General features: G+C 45.6%; 10 protein-coding genes. 4 read left to right on the forward strand and 6 right to left on the reverse strand.

Annotation, left to right across the window (positions count from 1 at the left end; genetic code table 11):
* Window positions 1-14: 14 nt before the first annotated feature.
* Window positions 15-3,068, reverse strand: coding sequence for a SusC/RagA family TonB-linked outer membrane protein (locus DYADSP32_RS13285; protein WP_414617739.1), 3,054 nt, complete (start codon window positions 3,066-3,068; stop codon window positions 15-17).
* 417 nt (window positions 3,069-3,485) lie between these two features.
* Here DYADSP32_RS13285 and DYADSP32_RS13290 point away from each other — a divergent pair, with 417 nt between their 5' ends.
* Window positions 3,486-6,479, forward strand: a complete 2,994-nt coding sequence (locus DYADSP32_RS13290) for an FAD-binding and (Fe-S)-binding domain-containing protein (protein WP_149242281.1) — start codon at window positions 3,486-3,488, stop codon at window positions 6,477-6,479.
* A gap of 290 nt (window positions 6,480-6,769) precedes the next feature.
* Here the strand turns inward: DYADSP32_RS13290 and DYADSP32_RS13295 are convergent, their stop codons facing one another.
* Window positions 6,770-8,005 (reverse strand): MFS transporter, encoded by a 1,236-nt coding sequence (locus DYADSP32_RS13295; RefSeq protein WP_149242280.1) that lies wholly within the window; start codon window positions 8,003-8,005, stop codon window positions 6,770-6,772.
* Window positions 8,006-8,078: 73 nt separating this feature from the next.
* Window positions 8,079-8,483, reverse strand: coding sequence for an alternative ribosome rescue aminoacyl-tRNA hydrolase ArfB (gene arfB, locus DYADSP32_RS13300; RefSeq protein WP_149242279.1), 405 nt, complete (start codon window positions 8,481-8,483; stop codon window positions 8,079-8,081).
* A 282-nt stretch (window positions 8,484-8,765) separates the two neighbouring features.
* Here arfB and DYADSP32_RS13305 point away from each other — a divergent pair, with 282 nt between their 5' ends.
* Together DYADSP32_RS13305 and DYADSP32_RS13310 are read left to right on the forward strand one after the other, a co-directional pair.
* A complete protein-coding gene (locus DYADSP32_RS13305; protein ID WP_149242278.1) occupies window positions 8,766-10,037 on the forward strand; it encodes a DUF6600 domain-containing protein in 1,272 nt (423 codons plus the stop codon).
* Between the two features lie 128 nt (window positions 10,038-10,165).
* Complete coding sequence (locus DYADSP32_RS13310) at window positions 10,166-11,185, forward strand: GntR family transcriptional regulator (RefSeq protein WP_149242277.1); 1,020 nt, start codon at window positions 10,166-10,168, stop codon at window positions 11,183-11,185.
* Window positions 11,186-11,253: 68 nt separating this feature from the next.
* Here the strand turns inward: DYADSP32_RS13310 and DYADSP32_RS13315 are convergent, their stop codons facing one another.
* The 3 genes from DYADSP32_RS13315 to DYADSP32_RS13325 form a co-directional block, all read right to left on the reverse strand.
* Window positions 11,254-12,537: a TIM barrel protein gene (locus DYADSP32_RS13315; RefSeq protein ID WP_149242276.1), complete on the reverse strand. Its 1,284-nt coding sequence runs from the start codon at window positions 12,535-12,537 to the stop codon at window positions 11,254-11,256.
* A 125-nt stretch (window positions 12,538-12,662) separates the two neighbouring features.
* On the reverse strand, window positions 12,663-14,786 hold the full coding sequence (locus tag DYADSP32_RS13320; RefSeq protein ID WP_149242275.1) for a bifunctional aldolase/short-chain dehydrogenase: 2,124 nt from the start codon (window positions 14,784-14,786) through the stop codon (window positions 12,663-12,665).
* A 266-nt stretch (window positions 14,787-15,052) separates the two neighbouring features.
* Window positions 15,053-17,140: a prolyl oligopeptidase family serine peptidase gene (locus DYADSP32_RS13325; RefSeq protein WP_149244852.1), complete on the reverse strand. Its 2,088-nt coding sequence runs from the start codon at window positions 17,138-17,140 to the stop codon at window positions 15,053-15,055.
* Between the two features lie 242 nt (window positions 17,141-17,382).
* On the opposite strand from DYADSP32_RS13325, the gene DYADSP32_RS13330 reads away from it, so the two are divergent.
* The gene (locus DYADSP32_RS13330; protein WP_149242274.1) at window positions 17,383-19,761 is read left to right on the forward strand and encodes a response regulator; all 2,379 of its coding nucleotides are present in this window, start codon (window positions 17,383-17,385) and stop codon (window positions 19,759-19,761) included.
* Window positions 19,762-19,770: the final 9 nt, after the last annotated feature.

A 19,770-nucleotide genomic window follows, 5' to 3' on the forward strand; every position in this document is an offset into this window, starting at 1 on the left:
ATCTTTGTTTAAAATTACAATGAAAAGTTAACTCCCAACAGAAACGTCCTTGCCGAAGGATATGGAACGTACTCGATACCCAATGATGGTATATCGCTACTGGATCCATCTGTATTCACCTCAGGATCGAAACCTTTGTACTTGGTAATTACAAACAGGTTCTGGCCTGTCAGAGAAATATTCAGGTTTTTGAATGCTTTACCAATACTTCCTACCCGATAGCTCAAGGTCATGTTGGACATCTTCATGTAGTCTCCTTTTTCCAGGTAACGGGTTGAAGGTGCGGCAGAGTTAGATGTGGATTCTTTGATATCGGTTTTGTAAAACTCTTTTGCCATGTTCCTGCTAGGCATATTATTGATACCCAAAACAGTAGCAAATGTATTATTGAACAGATAGTGCCCCAAAGCCCCATTCATGTTCACCACAGCCGAAAACTTCTTATAGGTCACATCCGTTGAAAATCCAATTAACTTGGTCGGGTTAGGACTTCCTACATAAGATTTATTCTGGGCAGGATCCACGGTGGTACTTGCGTTGCCATCTGCTCCAACATACATACTCGTGCCCGTTGCCGGATCAAGACCAGCATACGTGGCCAGGTACCAGACGTTAAGTGGCTGCCCACTTACCATACGCTGTCCTAGCACACCCGAAAAACCCTGACCTCTCAACTGAGCCGTCTCATAAAAACCGGGCAATCCGGAAACACTATTTTTCAGGAAAGTGGCATTGGCCGATACGTTCCAGGTCCAGTCTTTATTTTCCAGAACCGTACCAGTAAGTGCTATTTCAACACCTTTATTCACCACTTCTCCGTCCAGGTTTACCCAAACCCTACCGCTTGGTGCAGGCTGAGCCAGTGTTCTTTCAAACAACGCATCCGTTGTTTTCTTATTGAAGTAGTCAATCGAACCGATAATTTTTGATTGGAACAAACCAAAATCGATACCTGCATTGATCGTCTCAGAGCTTTCCCACCTCAGATCCGGGTTCCCGAAGTTAACCTGGCTTATGCTCTGATTTCCAAACGCATAACGATCTCTTGACGCGCCCGAAGGGAATTCTCTGTTACCTGTTTTACCCCAACCCAAGCGCGCTTTCAAACTATTGAGTGTGGCATTGTCCTTCAAGAAGGATTCGTTGGATACATTCCAAGCTATGGCTAGCGCAGGGAAATTAGCATACTTGTTGTTCGCGCCAAATTTTGTAGATCCATCTCTTCGGACGGTAGCTGTAAACAGATACTTATCGAGATAATTCAAACCAGCCCTTACAAAATAAGATTGTAATTCGTTGGTTGGGCTTCTGTATGAATTAGCACCTCTGTTGTTTGCGATTGAATAGTTGAGGTAATTGTAAAAATCAAGACCCACATTCGGAAATCCACTGGCAGTAACTGTGTTCCAGCTATTTGCATAATTCAGGTATTCGTAACCTGCAACTGCATTCACATTCAGTGCCGAGGTAATTTGTTTGTTGTACGATAGTGTATGTGTAAGCTGCTGGTTCGTCTCCTGATTGTTACCTATGAAAGCAAAACCATTGTTGGTCGTATTTTGGTTGACAATACCATCCAGCAACCTCCCCTTTCTGATCCCCATCTGACGCGTTACGCTATACAAAAATTTGTACTCGAGGTCGTTCGTAATCTTAAACGAAGGCGCAATGCTTGCAACAATGGTGTTCACAGTCGCCTTGTCCTTGTACGCGTGCAAGTTGGCCAGCGGATTACCTGTGATCTGGTTGATATACGTAAAATCACCATTATCCTTAATCAGAGGTCGCGTTGGGTTCCAGGCAAGGGCCATCGATATCAGGTTACCATCAGCACCTCTGCCAACGTCAATCGGTACGATATTTTCATCTGTCTGTGTGAAAAGAACACCAAAATCCAGACCCAGTTTTTTGCTTTCCAGGAATTTGAAATTGGTGTTTAAACTGGCCGTATATTTTTTCAGGTCAGAATTTTGAATAATACCCTTCTGATCCATATACCCGGCGGAGATACGGTACTTCCCATTATCCGTTCCCCCGGTTACGGCCACAGAGTAATTCTGTACCGGCGCTGTTCTGGTGATTTCATCGAATGCATTCACATTTCCACCAAAGTCATAGGAAGCAGGATCCACATTCGGCGAATAGTATTTTGCAGCTTGCCTGAATTCGTCAGGTGATAAAACCTCAGGTTTTCTTAACAACGAAGACAACCCTGCCGAAGCATTCACATTGACAGTAGGTGCACCCGATGCTCCACGTTTTGTAGTGATGATCACTACACCATTCGCTCCGCGTGAACCATAAATGGCCGTTGCCGAGGCATCTTTCAGGATATCCATACTAGCGATATCACTAGGATTCAGGTATGCAAGAGGGTTACCTCCATCCGAACCAAAACCTCCACTACCCCCCGGACGAGCCGAACTTCCTGACAGTGGAATACCATCCAATACAAACAAAGGATTGTTTCCTGCACGGATGGAGGAGTTACCCCGGATCCTTACCGTAGCTGCTCCACCCGGCTGTCCGGTATTGTTGATGACCATCACACCAGGTGTCCTTCCCTGAATAAGCTGATCCGGCGAAGTGATTACACCCTTGTTGAAATCCTTTGCCTGAAGGGATGCGACCGAACCTGTCAAATCCTTTTTCTTAACGGTTCCGTACCCAATCACGACCACCTCCTCCAAGGCTTTCACGTCATCTGTGAGCGTAACGTCAATTTTGGTTTGGTTGCCTACAACGATCTCTTTGGAGGTAAATCCGATAAAGCTAAAAATCAGTGTAGCGGTAGAAGGCGCCGACACCGAGTAGTTACCTTCCAGATCCGTATTCGTACCGCGTGTGGTTCCTTTCACAGTAATCGCAACGCCCGGTAATTCACCACCTTTGGCGTCGACTACTTTACCAGACACATTGACATCCTGGGCGTTGATACCTGATACAACTGCAAAAATAAACAGGGTCATCATGAATAGTGAACGGAGCACCGGCCCAAGTCTTTGCCCCGAAGTGTCACCTGCTTTCAACGCATCATGTTGAAGCATTCGAGAGAATAATTTACTCATAAATTAATTAGGTTTTTTGGTTAATGATAGTATGACCACAATTGTATTATTTTATCATTTTGGAACTAAAAATACCATTTCAACTGCAAGCTCATACAAATGCTGACACAAGCAAAAAACGGGCCAAAAATTCAAAATTTTACAAAAATGATTCGCAAATTACTATAATTATTTTCTCTATTGCAAGAAGTAGGGTATTTTGAAAGAAGGGACACCTGTGACATTTTCTGGTACGCAACAAAAAATATGGTACGATATTTACATTTTTTACCGTATACGCTCGCCATAATGCTGGCAATCGGAATGCTTCAAAACCCTACCCAACCGAGCCATTAAACATTCTGATCAATTAAGTTTAAAATGCTAATTCCTTGTTTGTAACTTTGAGGCTGATATTTTAAGACCTTTTGCCCTTATATGACTCGCACGTCTTCTGTTTCCAAAACCGATTTAAGTTCGCTTGCTGAACAAATTGAAGGTGACCTCTTTTTCGACAATACCATCCGTACCCTTTACGCGACCGACGCCTCTGCTTACCGGGAAATGCCTCTGGCAGTAGCCATTCCCAAAACGCATAACGATATTAAGCAGCTGATAAATTTTGCCAAAAAACACAAAACCTCCCTGATACCGCGTACCGCCGGCACCTCGCTGGCAGGCCAGGTAGTGGGAAGTGGGATTGTGGTCGACACATCAAAAAACTTCACCAAGATTATTGAGATCAATACGCAGGAACGATACGTTCGTGTGGAACCGGGAGTGGTTCGAGATGAGTTAAATATGGCTCTCAAACCATTTGGATTGTATTTTGGGCCGGAAACATCGACGGCCAACAGGGCGATGATCGGAGGTATGGTGGGAAACAATTCCTGCGGATCCAACTCGGTAGTGTACGGAAGCACCCGCGAACACCTCCTGGAGGTGAAAGCCATCTTATCGGATGGCAGTGAAGCCACTTTCGCCAATGTTGTACCTGATAGATTTTCGGATCAGGCCACAACACTTGAAAACCGGATTTATTCGAAAACATTTGAAATATTATCTGATCCGGCAAACCAGCGCGAAATAAGAAAAGAATTCCCCAAACGCAGTGTGGAGCGGCGAAACACGGGTTACGCACTAGACATGCTGCTCGACACCGAACCTTTTACTGCACTAACTCCGGAAGGGGACAAAAGCGACGCATTTAACATGTGTAAGCTGATCGCAGGTTCGGAAGGCACATTGTGCTTTCTTACCGAGATCAAACTCAACATCATACCGCTTCCTCCAAAAACACAGGGACTTTTGTGTGCGCACTTTACCTCCATCGACGAAGCACTGAAGGCAACTATTCTGGCACTCAAATATAAACCTCAGGCAGTAGAATTAATTGATGGTTATGTACTGGAATGTGCGGCTGCCAATAAAGAGCAAAGCGCGAATGCATTTTTTGTAAAAAATACCGAGGATGGTGAATATCCGGCGATACTCGTTGTGGACTTGTCGAGGGAAACAAAAGAAGAAGTAGAATCACTCGCTGCCAGCCTGGAACAGGATTTTATCCAGGCAGGAATGGGTTACCACTATCCGTTGTTATTTGGAGACGATACTAAAAAAATATGGACACTGCGAAAAGCTGGCCTGGGTTTGTTGAGCAATTTACCGGGTGATGAAAAAGCAGTTGCGGTTATCGAGGATACAGCTGTGGACGTAGCCGACCAGCCCGAATATATCCGGCAGTTCAATGAGATATTAAAAAAACATAACATGTCTGCTGTGCATTACGCACATGCCGGCTCTGGTGAATTGCATTTGCGGCCCATTATTAACTTAAAGACGAAGGAAGGCCATGCGCAATTCCGTACGATAGCCGAAGAAATTGCTACGCTGGTGAAAAAATTCCAGGGTTCGTTATCTGGTGAACACGGAGATGGCCGGCTAAGGGGTGAATTCATCCCGCAGATGGTTGGGCAGCACAACTATGAATTGTTCAAAGTGATCAAGCACACATGGGATCCGGACAATATCCTGAATCCTGGGAAAATTGTAGATACCCCACCCATGGATACATTTCTGCGTTATGAGGCCGATCAGACAACTCCCGAATTCAAAACCCATTTCCGGTTCCAAGACCAGACCATTCTGCAGCATGCAGAACAATGTAATGGTTCGGGGGATTGTAGAAAAACTGAAATGAGCGGAGGCACCATGTGCCCCAGTTTCATGGCGACACGTAACGAAAAGGACACCACAAGAGCACGGGCAAATATCCTTCGTGAAATGCTCACCCATTCCCCAAAAGAAAACCGTTTCGACAATAAAGAAATAAAGGAGGTCTATGACCTGTGCCTGGCGTGTAAGGGATGTAAAGGCGAATGTCCTTCCAATGTGGATGTCGCCAAGTTGAAAATGGAATTTTTGCAGCATTATCACGATGCGCACGGGATACCGGTACGTTCCTGGCTGGTAGGTAACTTTGCCAGACTGAACGCCCTAGCCAGTTATGTTCCCTGGGCTTATAATCTCGTTTTTAAAAACGCTCCTTTACGAAAATTCGCAAATACAGTTGTCGGCTTCCATCCCGAACGAACCATGCCCCTGCTGCACAACACAACTTTAAAAGACTGGTGGGAAAAACGAGGCTCCAAGGCGAATGGACAAGAGAATATTTCCGCCGGCCTCCATGCACCTTCTTCCCAAAAGATAGTTTATCTTTTTTGCGACGAGTTTACCAACTACAACGATGTGGAAATAGGCAAAAAAGCAATTCTCGTTCTGGAGCGGCTGGGGTACAAAGTAATCATTCCTGATCACGGCCCTTCCGGCAGGCCCCAGCTTTCAAAGGGTTTGCTCAGGGATGCCAAGAAACTGGCGGAAAATAACGTCAGACTTTTGAAAGACATCGTCTCGCACGGAACACCATTAGTTGGAATAGAACCGTCGGCTATACTCACTTTCCGTGACGAGTATCCTGACCTGGTCAGTGAAGAATTGATCGAAGACGCTAAAAAACTCGCCCTTAATGCGTTGCAATTTGATGAATTCATTGCGCGCGAGGCCGATTTAAAACATATATCGAAAGAGGTTTTCACCAAACAGAAAAAACTGATCAAACTCCACGGACATTGCCAGCAGAAGGCGATATCCAGTATGATCCCTACCAAAAAAATGCTCTCACTTCCGGAGAATTACACGGTTCAGCTGATACCATCGGGATGCTGTGGCATGGCAGGGTCATTCGGATATGAAAAGGAGCATTATGACCTGTCGATGCAAATAGGTGAATTGGTACTTTTCCCTACGGTTCGTAAACAAGCAGAAGAGACGATTATTGCTGCACCCGGAACGAGCTGCAGGCACCAGATTCATGATGGAACGGGGAGGAAAGCTTTACACCCTGCCGAAATTTTGTGGGAAGCATTGGTTTAGTGAAATGTAAAACGTAAAATGTGAGATGTGAGATGTGAGATGTCAAGTCAGGGATTGTTGAATGTGGTCAGGAAATGGTCAGGTGTAGCCAGGGATGGTGTTGACAATTAACTCGCTACGAAAAATGAGAAATGTGACGGTCAGGGATTGTTTAATGTGGTCAGGAAATAGTCAGGTGTACACAGGGATGGTGTTGATAATAAACTCGTTGCGAAAAGCACGACGAAAAATGTGAAATGTGGCCCATCTCACATCTCACTTCTCACTTCTCACATCTCACTTCTCACATCTCACACTTCAACATAATCTAAATCCTTCCCATATGTTTCCTCCATTTTCCAGAGAGAAATTATAGCAAGCAGAAAACATAAACCGCCGACCACGGCGCCGGCTTGTAAAGTACCCATTTCGGGCTTCAGCATCTGGAAAAAGGGAAGCGTTAAAAGTGTTGTGGCCCGTACATTGTTGGCCACGGACGTAGTAACGGTTGCCCGCAAATTGGTGCCGAATTGTTCGGCAGTTGTGGTGAGAAACATGGCAATGTAGCCGATAGAAAAACCGAGCCAACCATAACAGATATACAGGGTGGAAGGTGAATCAATTCCTCCAAACAACAACCAGCCAACGCCACACAAGGTCATCAGCATCATAATAAAAATCGCTTTGCGCCTCGACCTGAGCCATTGACTGAGCATACCGCTGAAAAAGTCTCCTGATACCACCCCCAGGTAGGTATAAAGTACACAGGCCCCCGCCTGAACGTCCGGGATTCCCAGGGCATTTGCAAACTCATTGCCAAAAGTTGCGAAAATACCAATAATCAGATACGTGGGTAAGGCAATTCCCATGCAGCGAAGATACCTAAAGAGCCGTGTTCGGTTGGTAAAAATAGTGAGCCAGTGTAAAGACTTGGTTCCGTTTTGCAATGTTTTGGTAAAAAGCACCGATTCCAGTACATTGACGCGCATGGCCAACAAAGCTATCCCCATTCCTCCACCTATAAAATAAGCTGTACGCCAGTCCGTAAGCTTTACAGTAAAAAAAGCAGCAACGGCTCCAAGCAAGCCGACGCCGGCAACCATAGACGCACCATAACCGCGATACTGTCTTGGCAATATCTCTGCAATCAGTGTGATCCCGGCACCCAACTCCCCTGCCAGTCCAAGGCCCGCAAAAAACCGGAGAAAGGCATACATATCCACGCTTGTCACAAATCCGCAAACAATATTAGCGACGGAGTACATGATGATGGAGCCAAAAAGCACTGAGCGACGCCCGAGCTTATCTCCCAATATACCCCAGAAAAACCCGCCGATCAATAAACCCGCCTGCTGCCAGTTGTATACCCTGGCACCAATGGTGGATACTTGCGCCTCCGAAAGCCCCAGATCCACAAGACTTGGAACCCGAACCACATTGAATAACAACAAATCATAAACATCAACGAAATAGCCCAGGGAAGCGACAATGACGGGAAGCGATAACAAGGCGCGTAGTGCAGTAGTAGGAGGAGCAATGGGAATCATTTGTACGGTTTTCAGTCGATAAAAAATATTAGGGTAGCAAGGACCGGCAGCTTCCAACCAGATCGCACGCATATCAGTCAATAACTTTTCGTCTTGTGGCCTTTGTTTCGGATTTTCTTTGTTTACTTTCCAATCGTTCTTTTTTGGAAGCGAGGGTAGGACGCGTTGGTCTTCGTTTTTTTGGGTCAGTGAACGCTTTTTTAATCAGCTCATAAAATTTAACTATAACTTTTTCTTTATTAGCCAGTTGCGAACGTTCAGTCTGATGATACAAAACCAAAACCTTCTCGTTGGTGAGCTTAGAGGCCAATCTCACATAAAGTTTTTCTTTTTGTTCTTCTGTCAGTACGGCCGACCCTGCGATATCAAATCTTAGCTCAACCTTCGTTTCGACTTTATTAACATTTTGCCCACCTGCTCCTCCACTACGCGCCGTTTGAAACACCAATTCGGGATATAACTTTTCTGGATCTGTCATCGTTTGGTTTAATTGTTTGTTAACGCTTGTTAATGTTCATACAGTCCTATGGGGGTTTTTCGCTTTACAAATGTCTTTGAATCACAAAATCAACATTCCCAAATAATTCAACAATTTAACAATCAGCATATTAAGAGATTTTTTAAACACTGAACGAAAATGATGCTATTGATTTAACCAGCAAACGGCTATCTCTATGACCACAAAGTTCGTTAAACCCAAAAACAATTTAAATGTCCAACCATCGATTTTAGAAAAAACAACCAATAAATCTATATAGCCATGAAAACCATATGGAAACTTCGGGTACTGGGCCTATTCCTCTTGCTGATTGCCGGCCTTGCAACGCAAACTCCGGTTCAGGCCCAACCCGGAGTTCGTATTTCCTTTCAGACATTTTACAATGATTTGTCCCCTTATGGCCGATGGACCACCTCTCGAGAGTACGGCTCCATATGGACACCTTATGTGGAAGCCGGTTTCCAACCCTATTCTACCAATGGTTACTGGGAGGTTACCGAATATGGTAACACATGGGTTTCCGATTATGACTGGGGCTGGGCACCTTTTCACTATGGCCGCTGGTCATTTGACGATTACAACGGCTGGTTCTGGATCCCCGGTTACGAATGGGGCCCTGCCTGGGTAAACTGGCGCTCGGGTGGCGAATATTACGGTTGGGCTCCCTTAGGCCCGGGCATGAGTATCAATGTGTCTATCAACATCCCGTCGTTCTGGTGGGTGTTTGTACCGCAACGATACATCGCCGACAGATACTGGCACAATTACTGCGCACCCAGGGGAAGAGTAACGCACATTTACAATCAGACCACGATAATCAATAACTATTACGGCAGCAATAACCGCCGGTATGCGTCTGGTCCAAGACGCGATGAAATTGAGCGGGTAACCCGCAGAAGTGTTCCGGTGCGTCAGATTGATATGAACCAGAGAGGACGTGTGATTTCAGATCGATCAGACAACCGCAGCTATAATGGAAGGTCCAACGAAACTTATTCTGCAGACAGAAACGGCCGGGTTTATAACGGTAGTCGGGAAAGTAACCGTACAGCCCCATCCAATGACCGGGGACGTGTTTATAGTGAACCCGATCGGAGCAATGATCGTGTACTAAACAATAGAAATACCGACAATGGAAGAGCTGAACGAGTTAATCCTGCCTACGACAGAAGCACGCCGGAGGGATCATCCAACCGAAGAAACCGCGACAGTAATCCGCAGTCTCAGCAACCCACCAATTCGGACCGCCGAAGCAGTGGATTTGAGAATGGCAGGCAATCACCTGCCGCCTCCGAACCCCGGGTAGAAAGATCCGCCCCTTCATACAGTCCGGAGAGCAACCGGAGATCATCGGGCAGGTCACAGGAAAGCACCGGGCAAAGCAACGGAAGACGGGGCGGAGAAGCACCGGCGGTACGCCAGGAACGAAGCGGTACGGAATCACGTGGCAATTCTCAGCGTAATGAACGTTCCACACAAGGGAATTCAGGTGGCAATGAAAGATCGGAAAGAGGCGGACGAGGCCCGCGTTAAACCCAGAAGTCAATTAATGTCAAAGAAGTCAACTTTTTAAAAGTTGACTTCTTTTTTTGTAGCCTCCCGTTTTTCCTTACCATGCCGAAAAATGCTAAATTTGAAACCCTATCAACAATTCAGCTTTAATGGAAATCCAGTTTGACATAGAGTTTAAAGAAAGTGCGCCAAAATACATGCAGATAATCAAATCGCTTCTGCTGGCAATTGGCAAGGGGAAACTCAAAAGAGGAGATAAAATTCCGTCCATCAATCAGTTGAGTGAAGAGTATTTACTATCAAGAGATACGGTTGAAAAAGCGTACAAGCATTTAATAAGAGATGGTGTACTTATTTCGGTACGGGGAAAAGGGTACTTCATCAACCGGGTCGACATTGAAACCACGGTTCGGATCCTCCTGGTCTTCAATAAGATCAGCAATTACAAAAAGCAGATCTACAACGCCTTTGTCGAAAACCTGGGACGTAACGTGAACGTGGATCTGCATATCCATCACTCAAACGTTAACATTTTCAAAAACCTGATTAAAAATAGCCTGGGAGAATACGACTACTATGTAATCATGCCCCATTTCTATGATAAAGCCGAGGAAGCCATTGATGTATTAAAATTGATTCCCGGGGAAAAGCTGATATTGCTGGACAAGGATGTGGAATTAAATACGAAAAAACATTCGTCGGTGTTTCAAAACTTTGAAAAGGATATCGTTTCCGCACTGACCGAAGCCATAGATCTGCTGAAAGGGTACAACAAGATTATTCTTATTTTCCCAACGATTATTCTATATCCCAAAGAGATCATTAAGGGATTTCGAATTTTTTGCATCCAACAGGCGCTGGAGCATGAAATTATCTATGATTTTCAGGAAAACAGTGCTGTCACGAACAACGCCGCCTACGTAGTGATCGAAGAAAATGACTTGGTCAATCTGATCAAAAAATGCCGCGAACAACAGCTGACCATAGGAAAAGACATCGGGATTATTTCATACAATGAAACACCCCTGAAAGAGATCCTTCTCGATGGCATCACAACCATTTCGACAGACCACGAACAAATGGGAAAAACCGCTGCGCAGCTCATCAATGAAAATCGCAAAGCGATCATTAAAAATCCGTTTACGCTGATCAGGAGAAAGTCTTTGTAAAAAAAACTGTGCCTCTCCTATTCAGGAAGAGGCACAGGGAATATTCTTTAAAAAAATGAATTGAAATATCACAATCCGGTCGCAACGGTTACTTTTCCGCGCTCATTCATCAGTTCTGATCTTACTTTCAGATTCCGGAACAGCCCGATCGGGTCGAGCGAGCCCCCACTCTGGCGCATTGCTTCCCTTACCAAAGGCCGGACATCGGTTCTGAACGCATTTTGCAAAAGTTGCTGAGCAAGCACCACGTCATTCTCAGCCCGGGCAATTTCCAGTTTTTTACTATCCAGAATCAACGCCTGTGCGTACGAAAGCAAGATCGCTTCCACCGACTGCAGCAAGTCTTCCAAAGGATCTTTTACATTATGACTGGCGTCGATCATCCACGCAAATCCATCGCTACCCTTTCCGGCGCGCTTCATACCCTCCACAAGCTCCACGAAAATCAGGAAAAGCATGTAAGGCCTGATACTTCCCACCGTAAGATCATCATCACCATACTTGGAGTCATTGAAATGGAAACCAGCCAGCCGGCCCTCCATCATGAGGGTGGCTACAATCTGTTCGATGTTGGCATTAGGGAGGTGATGCCCCAGATCTACCAGCACATCGGCCTTGGCACCGAGTTTCTGACAGAATAAAAGTGAACTGCCCCAATCCTGTATCACGGTTGAATAGAAATTGGGTTCATAGGCTTTGTATTCTACAAACACTTTCCAGTCATCCGGTAATGCCGCGTATATCTCCTGGAGTGATTCCAGCGTATTTTGAAACGACTTTACAAAATTGGACTGGCCCGGAAAACAGGAACCATCCGACAGCCAGACTGACAATGCTTTTGAACCTAAATCTTTGCCGTATTTGATGACTTCAATATTATGATCGACAGCCTGTTTTCGAACTTTCGGATCCACATGCGACAAAGAACCAAACTTGTAGGACAGCTCCTGATCTTTCTGATCCTGAAAGGTGTTGGAATTCACGGCATCGAACTTCAGGTCAAAAGAAGATGCCAGGTTCATCACATCGCCTGCATTCGATGGAATATCCCAGGGAATGTGGAGGGAAATGGAGCCACTTGAGCGGTTCAAGCCATGCAGCAATCCCACATCTTCAATTTTTTCCTCCAGTGAGCGCGGCTCTCCCCCTCCCGAAAAACGTCCGAACCTAGTACCGCCTGTTCCCAACGCCCAACTTGGAATCGCCACCTGAAAAGCTTCCAGGGCGTCCACAATTTTATTGGCGTCGATTCCCTGCTCACCAAGCTGCTCTTTCAAAAACACAAACTGATTGTTATGCCTTGAAAGCAGGCCTTCGTTGTACTGATCTATTTTTTGTTGCTCAATTCTCATGTTCTTTAGCTGTTAGCTGTTAGCGATTGGCTGTCAGCTGTTTTTTGCATTAAGTTAAAACGACAGCCTTGGAACCATTCGCTCCAAGGCTGACTAGCAAACTTTAAACTCAATCAAGCAAGCAACTATCGGACAAATGCGGCAGGAACACCTCCGTCTACATTGATCACATTGCCCGTGCTTTTACTCAACAGACCTCCCACCAAAACGAATACACCGTTGGCGATGTCTTCCGTATGGATCTCTGCTCCCAATACCGTACGTTTTGCGTAATAGGCAGGCAATTCTTCTATTTTAATTCCATATGCTTTGGCACGCCCGGCTGCCCAGCCACTTTCCCATATTTTACTTCCTGAAATAACAGCATCCGGATTGACCACATTAACCCGAATTTTGTCAGGCCCCAGTTCAGCAGCAAGCAGACGTGTCATATGCTGCTGCGCTGCTTTGGCAGTTCCATACGCCACGTTGTTTGGACCAGAAACGAGTCCATTTTTACTCGCAATGTTAACGATATCGCCGCCCAGCCCCTGCTGACGCATAATGGCTACCGCTTCCTGTGATACAAGGAATTGTCCTTTCACCAACACGTCCTGCAAAATATCCCAATCCTTCACCGTTGTTTCAGCCAGCGGTTTCGAAATGGAAAGCCCTGCACAGTTGACCACAATATCAATACCACCAAATGTTAGCTTTGTGGTATGGAAAGCCGCTTTGATCTGATCGGGATCCAGTACGTTGGCGACCGTAGTTGCAGAAAAGTCTTTACCGAATTTAGCGTCAAATTCCGCCTTCGTTTCTGCAAGCGCCTTTTCATCAATGTCAGAGATAACCACGCAAGCACCTTCCTGAAGGAATTTTTGGGCAATCGCTTTTCCAATTCCGCCTGATCCTCCGGTCACGATCGCCACCTTACGTGAAAGAGCAACTTCTTTCGGCATCCGCTGCAATTTTGCTTCTTCAAGCAACCAGTATTCAATATCAAAGGCTTCCTGCTCCGGCAGCGACACATAGGAAGAAATTGCCTCGGCGCCTTTCATCACATTGATTGCATTGATGTAAAATTCGGATGCAACCCTTGTAGTTTGTTTGTCCTTGGCAAAAGAGAACATCCCTACACCGGGCAACAAAATGATCACCGGATTCGGGTCACGCACCGCCGGACTGTTGTCGTGCTTGCAACGATCGTAATAGGCCTGATAACCCTCACGGTACGTCTCAAACTGAGGACGGATATGTTCCAGTATTTCCTGATCCGTTCCATCCAGCTTTTCAAAAGGCAAGTCGAGTACCAACGGACGAATTTTCGTACGCAGAAAGTGATCCGGGCAACTCGTTCCCAGGGGTGCGAGCTTGTCCAGGTCATTACTGCCAATGAATTCAAGCACGCGAGCATCGTCCGTAAAATGACCGATCATCGCCTGTTTCTCAGATGCCAGACCTCTTAAATAAGGCGCAAGTTTACCCGCAATTTCCAATCGCCGTTCTGATGATTCACTCTCCAGCCGCTGCCCTCCGAATACCGGACGACTTTTGCCGTAATTCGCTTCAAGATAAGCCGAAGCTTTTTCAATGGTGTCGAGCGTATTGATATAAGACTCATAGGCCGTGTCTCCCCAGGTGAACAAGCCATGCCCACCCAGTACGATTCCGCGTATGCCCGGATTATCCGCCAAGGCTTTTTCCAGTTTCAATCCCAGATCAAAGCCAGGACGTTGCCAGGGAACCCACGCTAGTTCGCCATGGAAAAGTTCGCGTGTAATTGCCTCACCCTCCTTCGAAGCCGCTATGGCTATCAGAGCATCGGGATGAAGGTGATCGATGTGCTTAAATGGCAATAAACCATGTAAAGGAGTATCTATGGATGGAGCCTTAGATTTAAGATCAAAGATACAGTGATTGAAAAGTTCAACCATTTCATCCTCAAACTCTAGTCCCCGGTACACATTTTTTAAATTATGCAGGCGATCCTGAAAAAGGCCGGCCAGTCCGCTTCTTTTGAGCGTCCCAATGTCACCACCAGAGCCTTTGATCCACATTACTTCAACCGGATTGCCGGTTAAAGGATCTTTTTCAATTGTTTTGCAGCTGGTATTCCCACCAGCATAGTTGGTCAGGCGCAGGTCGGCACCCAACAAATTGGAACGGTACAAAAGAAGTGCAACCTGGTCATCACCAAGTGACGCTGCCTTTTCATCGTCCCATAAATAACTTACGTATTTGTACTGATCTGCTTTTGAACTGCTCATATATTGTTATTTAATATTCTTTATGAAAGGACGAATCAATGGTATAAAAGCATGTACCACCCCCGATGCTACTGATTCTAACACAGTACAAGATTATCAAACTTAGGCAAGGCCTGCGTCCTGTGGTATCCTGCACGTTGAAATAAAGGAAGAAATTATGGTAGTTAAGACAGAGAGCTATATAGAAATCTTAGAAACCAGAAGTCATCTTGTCTTTAAACTTCGAACGATAATTCCTGGTTTCCAGCCACCTTCGGGGCTCAAACTCACTTCCACACCAATCCCATATTCCAAAACATAAATCCATATATATCCGCCTGGGTTTCCAGGGCTTTCTTGGTGTTGCTTGCACCATGCCCGGAATTGGTGTCGATACGGATTAATAAAGGATTGCTTGATGAAGCACCTGCTTTGGCCTGCAGCTCCGCTGCATATTTGAATGAGTGCGCAGGTACCACGCGATCGTCGTGATCGGCCGTGGTGATCATCGTGGCCGGATACTTACCTCCTTCTTTTATGTTGTGTAAGGGTGAATAGCCATACAACATCTTGAATTCCTCAGCGTTATCGCTGCTTCCATAATCAGCGATCCAGTTCCAGCCGATGGTGAATTTATGAAAACGAAGCATGTCCATCACGCCTACTGCCGGAAACGCCACTTTAAATAACTCGGGACGCTGGTTCATTACCGCACCCACCAGCAGGCCGCCGTTGGAGCCGCCCTGAATCGCCAGCTTGTTGGGGGATGTATACTTTTCTTTGATCAAAAATTCAGCGGCTGCAATAAAATCGTCAAACACATTCTGTTTTTTTAGCTTCATGCCCTGTTCATGCCACTTTTCACCATATTCACTTCCACCTCTCAGATTGGCCTGAACGAATACGCCCCCCTGATCCAGGAAAGGAATCCGGGTAGGACTGAAAGCGGGTGTCAGGCTGATGTTGAAGCCTCCATATCCATATAAGATCGTTGGGTTGGAACCGTCCAGTTTCAATCCTTTCCTGTAGGTGATAAAAGCCGGGATTTTTGTACCATCCTTGCTTGGATAAAAAACCTGCTTGGTCTCGTAGTCATCGGGCCGGAAAGAGACCTCGGGTTCCCGGAAAACAGTGCTATTTCTGGTCGCGATGTCGTATCTGAAAATGGTTGGGGGATAATTGAAGGAAGTGTAGGTATAAAAAACAAACGTATCCTCTTTTTCTCCCCCAAATCCGCCGGCCGTTCCCAAGCCCGGCAATTTCACTTCGTTCTCCAGCGAGCCCTCTTGATCATAAACATATATGCGGGTCGTTACATCTTTGGAATAACTTGCAAACAGCTTGCCCCCGGCAGCTCCCACACCTTGAAGTGGCTCGGGTTTCTCGGCTAAGAAGGGTTTCCATACTTTCGACTTCATATCATAAAAAAGTACTTTCCCATTAGGTGCATTTTCATTTGTTTCGATCAGAAACCCGTCCTTCAGGTTCTCGATCACTCCAAAACTAAAATCTGTTATTTCTTCTTTGACAGGAATAAACCTAGACTCCCCCCTTTTCAGTACCCAAAGCCCGTTACCGTCCTTCCCTTTCCCCCGGTCGCTCACCGTAAGTACGGCGTATTGCTCATCCTCAGTTGTACCCAAGGTATGGAACCGTTGCGGATTTGCCGAGTCTTCAAAAACCAGCTTATCATCACTTTGCTGTGTACCTATTTTGTGAAAAAACACCTGATGATTCTCATTTTTGGCCGCCAAAGCGCTACCCTCAGGTTTTGGATAACGGCTGTAAAAGAATCCATCCCCTTGCCATGCCGCCTGGGAGACCTTCACCCATTCAACCTTGTCAGGTAACATTTTGAGGGTGGCCATGTCCATCACCTCATACACCTGCCAGTCCGACCCACCCTTGGAAAACCCGCACACGGCATATTTCCCATCCTTCGATAAACTGAAAACACCAAGCCTGGTGGTTCCGTCAGCAGATAGTTTATTGGGATCCAGAACCACTTCCGGATTACCTTTCAACCCCTTTTGACGGTACAGTACCGATTGATTCTGGAGTCCGTCATTTTTGTAAAAATAAAAATAGGGCCCCTTCTTCGACGGAGCCGAATATTTAGGATAGTTATAGGCTTTCTCTAAATCTGCAAATATTTTCCCCCGAAAGGGTATTTTGTTCAAATAGCCAAAGGTCAGTTCATTTTCCTCCTTTACCCAGGCGGCTGTTTCTGGGGATCGATCATCTTCCAGCCAGCGATAAGGATCCTGTACTTTGGTACCATGGTACTCATCCACATGGTCATTTTTGGGAGTTACCGGGTATTGCACCACCTGCGCAAAAGCGCCATCGGCTAAGGCAACCATACTTGCTATCATTCCAATCATTTTAATTTTCATACAAATTTGCAATTATCATAAGCTTATGGCACAGCGACATTTTTTTATTCTTAAACGAAGAATTGTTTAAAAGTAGAAAAATTATTTTGACAGCCTTTCTTCATATCCTGCTAAGTTTTGCTAAATTTAGTTTAATTGGCAAAACATATCTCCGGCATGGACTATCCCGAACCTTTCTCAAGAAACTGGCGGTTCCACTCCCGGCACTTAAAACCCTGTAAATGAATCGGAATAGAAAATCCCTGCTTCTCCTTTTTTTATATGTTATACTTTTTCAAATCAATGGTCAGGGACAGCAGTTACAATTCCGGACGGATACGGAAAAGCCGGGGTTTATTGATTTAAGGGCGCAGGATTTCAACAAGCAGAGTGCTTTTCTTGATGGGAAATGGAAATTTTACTGGAAGGCATTGCTGCCCCCTGGCCATAAACCTGAATACTTTGAGTACATACATTTCCCCCAGCTTTGGAATACAACGGTATGGAAAAAGTGCCCGATTTCCACCGACGGATACGCAACGTATGAGGTAACCGTTTTATTACCGAAAACCAAGGAACAACTGGGCCTTAGAATTCCGGATGTGCAAAGCGCCTTCCATTTTTATGTAAATGGAAAACTACTGGCAACCAACGGCACACCTGGTACCTCAAAAGAAACGACCATTCCTTATTGGTCTTACCAGGTCAAGCCCATTACCGTGTCTGGAGATACATTGTCTGTTATCATTCAGGTTTCTAATTTTCATCATGTAAAAGGTGGCCCCGACAAAAGCATAGAGATCGGCCTGCTCAGCCAGCTTCAGGCAACCCGGGATGTGGAACATGCATTTGATTACTTTCTGACCGGATGCATTTTTATGGGAGGATGTTTCTTCCTCGGACTGTACCTGTTTGGACGCCACGACCGGGCCATTTTATATTTTTCACTCTTCTGCCTGAGTTACAGCTACCGCATCATCGGATCCCGAAAATATACGCTGCATTCACTTTTCCCTGATTTAAGCTGGAGTTTTACAATACACTGCGAATACATATCACTTTTTTTAGCCGTTGCATTTTTCGCGCTCTACACCAAGAATTTATACCCCGACGATGCCCCTCAGAAGCTCATGTCGGTCATGGCAGGCATTTGTCTTGGCCTGGCCGTTATTACCCTCATCTCCCCTCCTATACTCTTCTCCAGACTGATCGATCCATTTATGATCGTAATCATGACCTACATTGCGTTTGCCGTCTACATTTACCTGAAAGCCGTACGAAACAACCGGATAGGGGCGCGATATGCGCTTGTAAGCACAGTGGCCATTTTTATTATCGTTATTTCCATCATCGTTGAATACTATTACATTGCCACTCCTCTCGATATCATCTTATTTCTGGGCTATCTGGTATTTTTCTTTTGTCAATCCCTTATACTTACCTTCCGTTTTGCCTTCACACTCAAACAAGCGAAGGAAGAGGCCGAGTTGGGTCTCAAGGTAAAAAGTGAGTTTCTGAGTACCATGAGCCACGAAATCAGGACTCCTTTGAACTCGGTGATCGGTATGACCCATTTCATTAGACAGGAATCCCCTAGGCCCGATCAAAAAGAACACCTCGACAGCCTGCTTTTCTCTGCAAACAATTTACTTTCCATAGTCAACGACGTTCTGGATTTCAGTAAGATTGAGGAGGGTAAAATCCATTTCTCCCAGGGCCCGGTTGATATTTCCGCTATCGCCCGTAATATTATGGCTGGCTACAAAATAGGTTCAACCAATCGGGAACTGAAATTCATTCTTGACATAGAAGAACACTTGCCGGATCAGATAACGGGTGACGTAACCCGGCTATCACAGGTTATTGGTAATCTGGTCAGCAATGCCGTTAAGTTCACTCCACAGGGTTTTGTCAAGTTAATCATTCGTCCACTATCCCGTACCGATCAGAACATCACACTGGAAATAGCCGTCGAAGATTCCGGAATCGGTATCGCGGAGGATAAACAGCAAATGATCTTTGAGCGCTTTACGCAGGTGGATTCATCGTCTTCAAGGGTATTTAGCGGAACAGGGTTGGGATTGGCTATCAGCAAACGCATTCTTGAATTACAGGGGATTGAACTTCAGCTCAACAGCGTTCTCGGAAAGGGTTCTAAATTCTTTTTTGTTCAGACCTTCCCCATTTTAAAGGAAAAAGAAAGAGAGACCGTTCTTCCTGCAAAGGAAGCTCCGTTGCCCTTATCAGGCGTACAAATATTGATAGTAGAAGACAACCCAATGAATGTGCTCGTCCTTCAGAATTTCCTGAAACGCTGGGGCGCCATCTCCGAAGTTGCCCACAATGGACAGGAAGGTTTGGACCTGCTGGATACCTCCCGACATCAGATCATACTCATGGACTTGCACATGCCAGTAATGGATGGTTACGAAGCGACCAAAAATATCCGGACCAGAGGGGAAGCCATCCCTATCATTGCCCTTACTGCCAGTGTCGCCCTCGACGTTGAACACGATGTATTCGCTATTGGCATCAACGAAATCGTTGTAAAACCCTTTGTACCCGACAATTTGCTCTCGGTGATTCTAAGCTTCGTAACGCCGAAACAGGAAGAGCCCTGACCTATGTGT

The sequence above is a fragment of the Dyadobacter sp. 32 genome, assembly GCF_902506755.1.
GTDB lineage: Bacteria > Bacteroidota > Bacteroidia > Cytophagales > Spirosomataceae > Dyadobacter.

Excerpts from the sequence above, each read along its gene's own strand:
- DYADSP32_RS13325 (WP_149244852.1), bottom strand. The coding sequence starts at position 17,140 with ATGATAGCAAGTATGGTTGCCTTAGCCGATGGCGCTTTTGCGCAGGTG.
- arfB (WP_149242279.1), bottom strand. The coding sequence starts at position 8,483 with ATGACAGATCCAGAAAAGTTATATCCCGAATTGGTGTTTCAAACGGCG.
- DYADSP32_RS13310 (WP_149242277.1), top strand. The coding sequence starts at position 10,166 with ATGGAAATCCAGTTTGACATAGAGTTTAAAGAAAGTGCGCCAAAATAC.
- DYADSP32_RS13295 (WP_149242280.1), bottom strand. The coding sequence starts at position 8,005 with ATGATTCCCATTGCTCCTCCTACTACTGCACTACGCGCCTTGTTATCG.
- DYADSP32_RS13305 (WP_149242278.1), top strand. The coding sequence starts at position 8,766 with ATGAAAACCATATGGAAACTTCGGGTACTGGGCCTATTCCTCTTGCTG.
- DYADSP32_RS13330 (WP_149242274.1), top strand. The coding sequence starts at position 17,383 with ATGAATCGGAATAGAAAATCCCTGCTTCTCCTTTTTTTATATGTTATA.
- DYADSP32_RS13315 (WP_149242276.1), bottom strand. The coding sequence starts at position 12,537 with ATGAGAATTGAGCAACAAAAAATAGATCAGTACAACGAAGGCCTGCTT.
- DYADSP32_RS13320 (WP_149242275.1), bottom strand. The coding sequence starts at position 14,786 with ATGAGCAGTTCAAAAGCAGATCAGTACAAATACGTAAGTTATTTATGG.
- DYADSP32_RS13290 (WP_149242281.1), top strand. The coding sequence starts at position 3,486 with ATGACTCGCACGTCTTCTGTTTCCAAAACCGATTTAAGTTCGCTTGCT.
- DYADSP32_RS13285 (WP_414617739.1), bottom strand. The coding sequence starts at position 3,068 with ATGAGTAAATTATTCTCTCGAATGCTTCAACATGATGCGTTGAAAGCA.